The sequence below is a fragment of the Micromonospora reichwaldensis genome, from assembly GCF_031845925.1.
Taxonomy (GTDB): domain Bacteria; phylum Actinomycetota; class Actinomycetes; order Mycobacteriales; family Micromonosporaceae; genus Micromonospora; species Micromonospora reichwaldensis.
The window spans coordinates 236582-246691 of the sequence record NZ_JAVRFL010000003.1 but is presented as its reverse complement, the minus strand read 5'-3'; the positions used below and the strand labels follow the sequence as shown (position 1 = coordinate 246691).

Here is a 10110-nt window from a genome sequence, read left to right as displayed (position 1 = left end):
CGCCCACTGCCAGGTCGACGACCGGAGAGGGTGACACATCGTGACCATGAGCCACCGGGCCATCGCTCTCCGCAGAGAGAGTCCACGACCGCCGATTCCACTGCCAAGACGTCTCCCAGGATTCGGGACACGAGTGGCGCCCGCGTGGAATCCCAGATCCGGCCGATCCCGCGGGTGGCCGGGCCACCCCGACGGGCCCCACCACGGCAGACGTCCCGCCGCGCGATCAGCGGGTCCGATGTGGGCACCTGGCGACTGTCAGGTATCGGGCAGCTCCCCCGACCACCGGCGGCCGGTCGCGTCGGCGGCGTTCGCGCCGGGACGGGAAAGCGCTTACCATCATCTATGCATCGACGGGATTGGATCGCTGGCGGCCTCGACGGGGTGGTCGCGCGCCCCTCCCGCCGCCCCGCGCCAACCGAAGGAGCCACATGAGGTCCCCCGACACGCACAGACACCCCACCCGTCGACGCCTCGGCCTGGTGGCCACGGCCGTGCTGGCGCTCGTCGGCGCCGCCGTGGCCGTCGGTCCGCGGCCCGCCGCGGCGGCCACGGTCGACCCCGGCGCCACCTACATCCTCGTCAACCGGCACAGCGGCAAGGCCATGGACCTGTGGGGCTGGTCCACCGCCGACGGCGCGCCGGTCAACCAGTTCACCCGCAACGACCTGGCCGTGCAGCAGTGGCGGTTCGTCGACGTGGGCGGCGGATACCACCAGATCCGCTCGGCGCACAGCGGCAAGGTGCTGGAACTGCCGAGCGCCGAGGACGGGGTCCAGCTCGTCCAGAACACCGCCGCCAGCGGCAACACCCGGCAGCACTTCCGGCTCGCCGACTCCGACGGCGGCCACGTCCGCCTCGTCAACCGGCACTCCGACAAGGCGCTGGACGTGTGGCAGTGGTCGACCGCCGACGGCGCGATGATCTCCCAGTACCAGGACCTCGGCGGCGCCAACCAGCAGTGGCGGTTGGTCAACCTCGGCTCCGGCGGCACCGGCTGCGGCAGCGGCACGTTCCACGCCGAGGCGGTGCTCAGCGGCGGCACCTGGACCGCCCGCAACGGCGCCAGCACGGTCTACACCGGAAGCGACATGCGCGCCGCCGTCCAGGCCGCCGTGAACAGCCTCAGCGCCGGGCGGACCAGCAAGCAGCGCGTCGTCGTCCGCGGCTCCGGCTCGATCAGCGCCGGTTCACGGATCTCCCTGCCCAGCCACACCGCGATCGACGTCTGCGGCACCATCAACGTCACCGGCTCGGGCAGCGGCGACCAGGCGCCCATCTACTCCCGCGGCACCACAAACGTCGAGGTCGGGCACCTCACCGTCACCGGCACCCCGCTCTACGGGATCTTCCTGCGCAACGTGACGAACGTCGTCCTCGGCCGCATCGACATGCGGCTCAACAGCGGGCTCGGGATCCGCATCGACAACCGCGGGGACACCAGCCAGTGGACCCGCAACGTCCGGATCGACAGCGCGTACGTCTCCGGCGCCAGCTCCCACGCCGTCGAGACCTACGGCGTGGACGGGCTGACCATCGGCACCGTCACGGCGCGCGACGTGGGCGAGTCGGGCCTGCTGCTCAACCAGACGATCAACGCCACGGTCACCACCGTCGACGCCGAGAACGCCGGCGCCGGCACCGGGTACGCCGCCTTCCGGATGGCCAACCGCAACGGACGCGTGGGCTCCGGTTACCCGACCAACGTCCGGGTGGGCACCGTCCGTGCGCGCGGCGGCGGCCGGGGGATCTTCTGCGTCTCCGAGTCCGGCGGCGCCGTGATCGACCGGGTGGACATCGCCAACACCGGCAACAACGCGGTCCTGATCGAGAACTGCCAGAACGTGGACATCGCGGCCGGCGGGGGCACGATCAGCGGCGGCGGCGAGGTGCGGCTGGCCGAGCGCACCGAGTTCCCCGGCAACCGGGACATCACGCTGCGCAACTTCACCCTGGTCAACAGTCGGATCGTCGAGAACCCCTGCGCGGACAACCTGACCATCAGCAACGTCGGGCTGAGCAACTCCACGATCGTCCGGTGCTGACCGGGCGGCCCCGGCGCGCTCGCCGGGGTCGCTCCGGCCGTCCGGCGTCGACGGTCGACCGGGACGCCGGGTCGACGGCCGCTATGCCGGCCCGGGTGCGATGGCGGTGGGTAGGTTGAGGCCGCCGGACCAGGCGAGCAGGCCGGCGGTCGCGCCGACGATGATGGCGGCCAGGGTGGCGATCGCGAGCCAGAGGCCGCGCGGTGACCGCCATCGACACCACCGGCGGCCGGTGGATCGTCATGATCGAAGCGCCGCGACGGCGGCGGGTGGGCCCTGCCCGGCGGCAACGTCGAGCCGGGCGAGACCGCGGCCGACGCGGCGGCCCGGGAGCTGACCGAGGAAACCGGGCTGGTCGTCACCTGCACCGACCCGCGGGTCGAGACAATCGATCGTCAAAAAGTCCCGGAGTCACGGCAACGTTTGCTGGGGTCGAGAGCGTAAGTAGTGGCCGTGAGATCGAAGCTGAGGGTGCGGGTGGCTGATGCATGATCGCGAGGACAAGGAGGTGACGGCCTTTGTGCGGGCGCGGTACGGAGCGCTGCTCCGGACCGCCTTCCTGCTGTGCGGAGACCGAGGGAAGGCCGAGGATCTGGTCCAGACGACGTTGGCCAAGACGGTTGTGGCGTGGCCTCGACTGCAACGGTCGGAAGGCGTCGATCACTACGTCCGGCGCATTCTGGTCAACACCTTCGTGACCTGGAGGCGGCGCCGATCCTGGTGGGAACAGCCCTTGGGCCGGCTGGTGGAGAGTCAGGCACGCGACGAGTACGTGGGGGTGGAACAGCGGGACCTGCTTCGCCGGGCGTTGGACGGGCTGCCGGCACGACAGCGTGCCGCCGTCGTACTGCGCTTCTACGAGGACCTGTCCGAGCAGGACACGGCGCACGTCCTGGGTTGTTCGGTCGGCACGGTCAAGAGTCTTTCATCAAGGGGTCTGCGGACTCTGCGTAAGCAGTGGGTTGAGGCCGACGCTGTTGCTGATGAAGAGGTGCGCTATGCATAACACGACCAAGTTGCGTGACGGCCTGGCGGATCTGGCCGAGTCGGTGGTACCGGCCGAGGGCTATGAAGGCAGGATCATGCGGCGGGCAGAGCGGCGTCGCGGGCGGCGGCGTATCGCCGCCGCAGCCGCAGCCGCCGTGTGCGTGGCGGTGCTGGTCACGATGTTTCGGGTTGTCGGATTCGGGCCCGCACCGCAACTGGCCGCACCGCCGCCGGATGGCCCGTTTCTGGGCTGGTCCCCGGTGGGAGACGTGGACGCTGGCCTGGTGCGTGAGGCCACCAGCGTCTGGGACCGCACCAACTCGGCAGGTCCGCACACTGATGTTCGGGCCCTTGTCGCGACGCGCCATCAACGCCTACGGTCGACGGTGGTCGTGCTGCAGGGATACGACAAGCAGGGCGACGCGCGGTTGGCGTTCTTCACCGGTGATCTTGGTGCGGCGGACGCCTTGCGGATGAGGGTTGATCGGCCGGCGCCCGACCCGGTGAAGACTCAGGTGATAAGTCTGGTCAGTCCACGGTTGTCTGGAGCCGTCGGCGAGGTTAGTAATGACCCCTGGGGCACCTATGCCATCGCCATCGCCATGCCGGGCGTGACAGCGGTGCGGGTGTCGAGTACCGCAGTCGATAATGAAATGATACAAGAGCCAGACGGACCCACCAGTCGCCTTATCTTAAAAGAACTCCCGATCGCTGCGACCGCGCAGACGACGACGATCGCGGGGTTCATCAAGCCGAAGCGACCGTTCGCCAGCCTCACGAAGGTGTTCGAGGTGCCTGGTGAGGACGGTGTGGACGGCGACGCGCGGGCCGTACCCGCTGAGGTGCTCCGCAGGAGCGGCCAACAGATAGTCGTGGCGTTCCCGAAGGATCAGGGAGTCCGGCGGGGGCAACTAGCCGTGGTCGCCGAAGGTTTGGTGGGACGCGTAACGGCAGTCGATGCCGTCCGCGGCGAAGCCACTGTCGACCTCATCACCAGCACCGGATTCACCGGCCAGGTGTACACGAACATCAGTAATGTTCCGGGTTCCGTACGCGGCACCGGCGGAAAGCTGGTCATGGAAGGCGTTCCCGCAGACGGTGAGGTTTACCAGACCAACCGTGTCTTGATGCCGGATCCGTCTCAGCAGAGCAGTCAGGTTGGCGCTGTCACGATCGGGCGAGCGTCTGCGGACAAGGCGGCAGGCGCGACCACGGTGGAGCTTACGCCGACAGCCGACCTTGCCAACCTGACCAGATTGTCGATCATGACGCCGTCCGCCCCCTGACGGCGACCCGACCATGTGAGGATGCGCGGAGGCGAGTCGCCTCCGCGCATCCTCAACAGGTCGACAGGTCAGTAGTGGACCGAGCCGCTGCCGGAAGCCTTTGCGATGTCACCGGCGGAGTTACCCGTAGAGAAGTAGGTGAAGTGCATCGTTGTGTTCGTCGGAACGCTCGACCAGCACCAGGTGCGCGTTACGCCGTCAGTGGGAACGGTGATGGTCCCACCCGCCGAAAGGCTGACCTTGAACTGATGGTGCGACCCCTGGGGGTAATCCCACGTGGCTTTGATGTCCTTACAGAAACTCGTCTGCGTGGACTTGAAGTCTCGGCCGTCCATGCTCCACACTCCATCGAAGGTGAAGGAGAATGGAATTGTGGACACCGCGAAAGGAATCGCCCCCGTCGTGACCGTAGGGCCGTTCTGGGTGTAGTGGTCGATCGGGCCCTGAAGCTTGGGCATCTTCCCGACAACCTTCATGGTCACGTTCGGCGGCAGCGACGCCCACACGGCGGCATTGTTCGCCTCGATCTCGGCGGCACTAACCGTCATTTTCGCCGGCTCGCCGCCGGTCGCTTCGGTTTTAGGTGCCGCTTGGGCCGGAGCAGCCATCAGCAGCAATCCTGTGGTCACGGCAGCGATGGTTCCAAGAGACCGCTTCACCAGCGAGTGTGACACTCTGTGATCCTCCCGTGCGGTTTATGTGACAACCCGACCCTGTCATTAATCGGGCCTTCACTACAAGAACGGTCACGGTCTATCTTTGTGCGACTTCTCACCAGTATTGGGTCAACGCGCCCGGAGGGCATGTGGTATCGCCAGGAGTCTCTACGTGAGGGGGTGGTTCGGGAAGCGGCTCTGGCAAACGTGCCAACGCGAGGGAGGCCTGCGCGAACAACTCGACAGTCGGCTGGCACGCGTTGAGGTCGACCTGCCCGGTTTCATCGACCCGTTCGGCTGTTGGAAGGGGTCGCCCGTAGTTTCCGGACCAAAAACAACGCTTAGGTCCGCGCTTGCGTAGCTGGCCCACGTCACCTGATCAGACCGCCGCCTGGTGACGCGTGGCGCTGAGGCGAAACGGATGGGTGTACTCGATACCGCAGCAGGTGCACCAGGCCCGGAACAGCAGACTGGTCGCGGTGTCGACGGAGCTTGGTTCCATCTCGTAGCGGATGCCGTCGATCATGGCGTAGAGGTGCCGCCAGCGGATCGGGCAGAGGCAGGCCGGCGTGCTCAAGCCGTTGCCTGCCCGTCCTCGGCAAGCGACCGCTCGATCTACTCGAACTCTGCGCAATTCTATTGCGATGGTCGCAGTGGTTTGCGGCGACCGCAATCACGTTGGGATCCGTATCCGATCTTGTCCAAGAAGCGAGAGGATCCCGCGAGCCCTGCGGCCGGATGACTCGCCTCCGCTCGGTGGGTGCCTGGCGACGACGTCCGCGAACAGTTCGGGGTCCGCGTACGGCATGACCGCCCAGTGCAGGTCTTCGGCGGAGTCCATCAATGAAGCGTCGGGCGCATCCTGTTGACGGGTGTGGTCCTCGATCAGGTGCATCTGCACCACTTTGGCGGTGCGCCGGATCCAAGTATCGGCGGAGGCTCGTGCGCTGATACGTGAAACGACGTCGTGTCGGCGGTGATCCAAGCCGCCATCAGGGACGCAGATGGTCGATCATCACCCGTTCGACGCGTCGATGAGCCCCTGTAGCGCGTCCCTCGTCGTCGTGAGCTCAGCGATGCGGCCGTCGTACGCCTGGAGATGCTCCACGAGCAGCGGAACTGCGCACGGTTCGAGGCGGTCGGTGTCGTGGATGCAGTCGAGGAGCTCACGGATAGCCTCCACGGGCAACCCTGCGCCGAGCAGCCACCGGATGGAACGGACCTGCTCGACGACGGACGGGTCGAACAGGCGCTGGCCGGCGGACGAGCGCTCCGCGGCGATGAGGCCCTGGTTCTCGTAGTGACGCAGCATCCGCGGCGTGGCCGACGTGAGAGCCGCGACATCGCCGGTCCGCAGCGCCGTTCCCTGGGTCGCGCCGCTTGCCCCTGCCACTGGTGTCAACTCCTACGGTCGCTTGCATGACCACATCGATCACTCTGTTCAATGGTAGGGCGGCCGAGGCAGCGGACCTCGCGCCACTGGCCTTCGCCGGGTTCGCCCACTTCACCGCGATGCAGGTCCGGGACCATCGTGTGCGGGGGCTGGACCTGCACCTGGCCCGTCTCCGGGAAGCCAGCGACGAGCTCTTCGGCCGCCACCTGGCTGACGAGACGATCCTCGAGCAGATGCGCAGCGCTCTGGCGGCCGCTCCCCCGGACGCGTCGCTGACATGCTTCGTCTCCTCGCGGCCGGGAGAGTTCGCCCCCGCTGGGGACGACGTTGACCTCGACGTGCTGGTGAAGGTCACCGATCCCGCGACTGCGCCGTCCGGACCTCTCTCGCTCGACGTCGTCGTGCACGAGCGGCATCTCCCCCGCGTCAAGCACGTCGGCGAGGTGTCCAAGACACTGCTGCTCAGGCGCGCGAGCGCCCGGGGCTTCGACGACGCCGCGTTCGCCGACCGATCGGGTCGGCTGAGCGAGGCCACCATCTGGAACCTCGCCTTCTGGGACGGAGAGGCCGTCATCTGGCCGTGCGCCGAGGTCCTCCCCGGCGTCACGATGCAGATCCTGACGCGCCGACTCGACGCACTAAGAGTCCCTCAACGGACGCAGGAGGTCAGGCGCGGCGAGCTCGGCGGGCGTCTCGCGGCCGCGGTGATGAACTCGTGGACGCCGGGCATCGCGGTCGCGCGACTCGGCGACGAGCCGCTCGTTCAAAACCAGGAATTCCTGCGCATTCTGAACGCTGCCTATGCCGAAGAGCCTGCGGTCGCCCTGTGATCGTCGAGAGCGCCGTGGTGTAACGGCGTGGGCGGTCACCCGCTCGTGACCGCCGGCCATCCGGGTTGGGCTGGCCGCAACGACCCGATCTTGCCCAACCCGTCGTACCGTGAGCGGCAGCCGTACCCCCACGTGGAGCTGATGCTGGCGGCCGCGGCGGACGCGGACGATGAGCAGCGGTGGCCGATCCACCCGCGCGGACTGGTCAAGGTCCGGCCGACACCGCGTTCCGCCGGCAGCGACCTCGCAGCGAAACAGGACGCCGCGCGGCGACATGCCGCTGCCGTGCGGGCCCGCCGCGGGATCCGCGACGAGCTGGCCGGCGCCCGGGTACTGCTAGGGCCTGTTTCATAAGAACTGGCCGGCCTGCGGCGGGCCCGGACGACGACCGGCGGCGTTGCGGTTTCGTCCGGATACAACACCGGTATCCGGACGAAACCGCGCATTGCCGGATCACCGCCCGAACTCCGCCTCGGCTCGACCGCCCTTATGAAACAGGCCCTAGTGTCGACGACGTGTTCACTACCGGCGCCCAACTCGATGCTGTCGGCCGCAAGCTGCAGCAGCGCTGGGGCGCCGACCGGGTGGGTCGGCCGGGGCACGGTCGCCCGCGCGGGCGATCGTGCCCCGTCCTCCCGTCCTGGGCGCTCCCGGCCCCGAGGGGGCGGGACCGGGAGCGTCCGGACGGAGCGCGTCGGTCAGCCCGCGACGGAGCGGAAGACCGGGTAGTAACCGCCGGACTGGCCGGCCGCGGTCGGGTGGTACGAGACGCCCAGGGAGGCGAAGTTGAGGGCGTGCAGCCACTTCGTGCCGTAGCTGCACAGCTGGTGCCCGACGAACTGCGCGCGCACGTCGGCGAACTTGAAGCCGGCGGCGACGGCGGCGCTGCGGGTGATGTCGTCCACCAGGTTGATGCCCTCGTTGATCTTCGTCCGCGAGGTGGCGCTCAGGCCGGCGCAGACCGTGCCGAGCTGGTAGAAGACCGGGTAGCCGACGACCACCACGCGGGCGTTCGGCGCCCGGGTCTTGATGCCGTTGTAGACGTTGCGCAGCAGGCCGGGCAGCTGGGCCCGGGCCTTGTCCTGGGCGGCCTGCACGGCGGCCACGCACTGCGTGGTGCCCTGGAGCACGCAGGTGGACATGATGTTGGCGAAGCCGACGTCGTTGCCGCCGACCGTCACGCTGACCAGCGTGGTGGTCGAGCTGAGCGCCGACAGCTGGGTGTTGATCACGCTGGTGGTGGTGGCACCGGAGCAGGCGACCGAGCGGTACGACGCGGGCTTGATGTTGGCCGCGTACAGCGCCGGGTAGGCGTTGGTGCTGCGCTGGCAGGAACCGCTCTCGCTCGTGTAGCTGCCGGCGCCCACGCCCGAGGCGTACGAGTCACCGAGCGCCACGTAGCGGTCGGTGGCGGCGGCCTGGGCGGGGGCTGCCATGGTGAGGCTGACGCCGAAAGCCGTGGCCAGGCTCAGGGCGAGGGAAACGAGACGGGTTCTCCGCACGTCGCAACTCCGGGGGTAGAGGAATCGAGTGCGAGATTGATATCACCGAATATTCGTGAACGAAAGATCTTGCCGGAACATATAGGGGTGCCGGTAGAGACCTACCGGGTTCAGGCGCCGAAACCGTTGCTGCACAGGGGTCGCGTACGCCCCGACCGGGGTCCCGGCCGCGGGGTGCCGCGAGTCGCGACCCCGGTCGGGGCGTACGCGGAGGGAGCGGGACCTCAGCGGGACGCGCCGCCCCCACCGGTGGCCGTCGCCACGAACATGGTCTGCACCTGATCGGCGGCGTCGAGCCCGGGCACGGCGTGCGCCCGCACGTCGACGAAGCCGGCCCGGCCCAGGGCGGCCCGCCAGCCCGCCACGTCCAGCAGCGGGGACGCCGGCACCCGCGGCTCGTCCTCCGCGTGCCGCCACCAGCCCTCGGCCAGGCCGAAGGTCAGCGTGTTGTAGTCGAGGCGGCTGGTCATCTCGTTGACCACCAGGATGCCGCCCGGCTTGAGCAGCGCGTGGCAGTGCCGCAGCGCGGCGGAGATCCGCAGGGTGGCGTGCAGGACGTTGCTGGCCAGCACGACGTCCATCGAGCCGGGTTCGAAGCCCTGGTCCTCGGGTGCGCCCTCCACGTTGTAGCGGGCGAAGTCGACGTGGGGGCGGTCGACGCCGAAGCGCTGCCGTCCCAGCCGCAGGAACGCGGGCCCCACGTCGGTGTAGAAGTACCGCAGCCGCTCCGTCCGGTCCGTCAGGGCGTCGAGCACCGGGCCGCTGGTGCCACCGGTCCCCGCGCCCACCTCCATGACGTGGGCGTAGGACCGCGGATAGCGCCGCAGGAACTGCCGGACGTGCTCCCGCACCCGCGCCGCGCAGAGCCGGTTGTAGAAGTCCAGCTGGACGTTGTCCCGGTAGATCGCGGAGACCAGGTCGGCGGAGCCGCCCGGGAAGAGCACCTCGTTGGCCGGCCGGTCGCCCCGCACCACCTCGACGAGCTGCGTCTGGCAGGCGACCAGCAGCGGCACGTATCCGGCGGCCTCCGGGTGCTCCCGGCGCAGCGTCGCCGCCGCCGCGTCGACCGCGTCGTCCTCGGCGAACCCGGCCGCCTCGGCGACCCGTCCGGTCACGGCGAGCCCGTCGCCCTGCCAACGCAGCAGGCCGGCGTCCGCCAGCAGGTCGAGCAGGGCGTCGCCGAGCCGCTGGTAGCCGGGAGCCACCGCGAGCCGGGCCAGGATCTCCTCCCGGCCGGCGACGGCCCCGGGGGCGGGCAGGACGCCCGCGGCGGCCAACCGGGCCGCCAGCAGCCGCCGCCCGAAGTCCGTCACCGCCTCGAAGGAGGTACGGAACCGCGCGTGGCGTTCCTGGTCCACGTCCACGAGCGGCTGCGGCGTCGCCTCGACGTCCGGTGCGGTCACGATGCGCC

The 10110-nt window shown here is 69.1% G+C and carries 11 protein-coding genes; 5 read left to right on the top strand and 6 right to left on the bottom strand.

The window, feature by feature from the left end; all coding sequences use genetic code 11:
• Positions 1–431: 431 nt before the first annotated feature.
• The 4 genes from RM555_RS03495 (at position 432) to RM555_RS03480 (ending at position 4318) form a co-directional block, all read left to right on the top strand.
• Positions 432–2045, top strand: coding sequence for an RICIN domain-containing protein (locus RM555_RS03495; protein WP_311410407.1), 1614 nt, complete (start codon positions 432–434; stop codon positions 2043–2045).
• Between the two features lie 276 nt (positions 2046–2321).
• Positions 2322–2489 (top strand): NUDIX domain-containing protein, encoded by a 168-nt coding sequence (locus RM555_RS03490; protein WP_311410450.1) that lies wholly within the window; start codon positions 2322–2324, stop codon positions 2487–2489.
• Positions 2490–2529: 40 nt separating this feature from the next.
• Positions 2530–3051, top strand: a complete 522-nt coding sequence (locus RM555_RS03485) for a SigE family RNA polymerase sigma factor (protein ID WP_311410406.1) — start codon at positions 2530–2532, stop codon at positions 3049–3051.
• Positions 3044–4318 (top strand): rod shape-determining protein MreC, encoded by a 1275-nt coding sequence (locus RM555_RS03480; RefSeq protein WP_311410405.1) that lies wholly within the window; start codon positions 3044–3046, stop codon positions 4316–4318. Before RM555_RS03485 ends, RM555_RS03480 begins: the two co-directional genes overlap by 8 nt.
• 68 nt (positions 4319–4386) lie before the next feature.
• Here RM555_RS03480 and RM555_RS03475 read toward each other — a convergent pair whose 3' ends face one another.
• The 4 genes from RM555_RS03475 to RM555_RS03460 form a co-directional block, all read right to left on the bottom strand.
• Entirely contained in the window at positions 4387–4947 is a 561-nt protein-coding gene (locus RM555_RS03475; protein ID WP_311410404.1) for a hypothetical protein, read from the bottom strand.
• Positions 4948–5353: 406 nt separating this feature from the next.
• Complete coding sequence (locus RM555_RS03470; RefSeq protein ID WP_311410403.1) at positions 5354–5551, bottom strand: hypothetical protein; 198 nt, start codon at positions 5549–5551, stop codon at positions 5354–5356.
• A gap of 96 nt (positions 5552–5647) precedes the next feature.
• On the bottom strand, positions 5648–5869 hold the full coding sequence (locus tag RM555_RS03465) for a hypothetical protein (RefSeq protein WP_311410402.1): 222 nt from the start codon (positions 5867–5869) through the stop codon (positions 5648–5650).
• A gap of 120 nt (positions 5870–5989) precedes the next feature.
• Entirely contained in the window at positions 5990–6367 is a 378-nt protein-coding gene (locus RM555_RS03460; protein ID WP_311410401.1) for a MerR family transcriptional regulator, read from the bottom strand.
• A 26-nt stretch (positions 6368–6393) separates the two neighbouring features.
• On the opposite strand from RM555_RS03460, the gene RM555_RS03455 reads away from it, so the two are divergent.
• Complete coding sequence (locus RM555_RS03455) at positions 6394–7197, top strand: aminotransferase class IV family protein (RefSeq protein WP_311410400.1); 804 nt, start codon at positions 6394–6396, stop codon at positions 7195–7197.
• 698 nt (positions 7198–7895) lie between these two features.
• On the opposite strand, the gene RM555_RS03450 is transcribed toward RM555_RS03455, so the two are convergent.
• Positions 7896–8699 (bottom strand): SGNH/GDSL hydrolase family protein, encoded by an 804-nt coding sequence (locus RM555_RS03450; protein ID WP_311410399.1) that lies wholly within the window; start codon positions 8697–8699, stop codon positions 7896–7898.
• 224 nt (positions 8700–8923) lie between these two features.
• Positions 8924–10102, bottom strand: coding sequence for a class I SAM-dependent methyltransferase (locus RM555_RS03445; RefSeq protein ID WP_311410398.1), 1179 nt, complete (start codon positions 10100–10102; stop codon positions 8924–8926).
• Between the last annotated feature and the right edge of the window lie 8 nt (positions 10103–10110).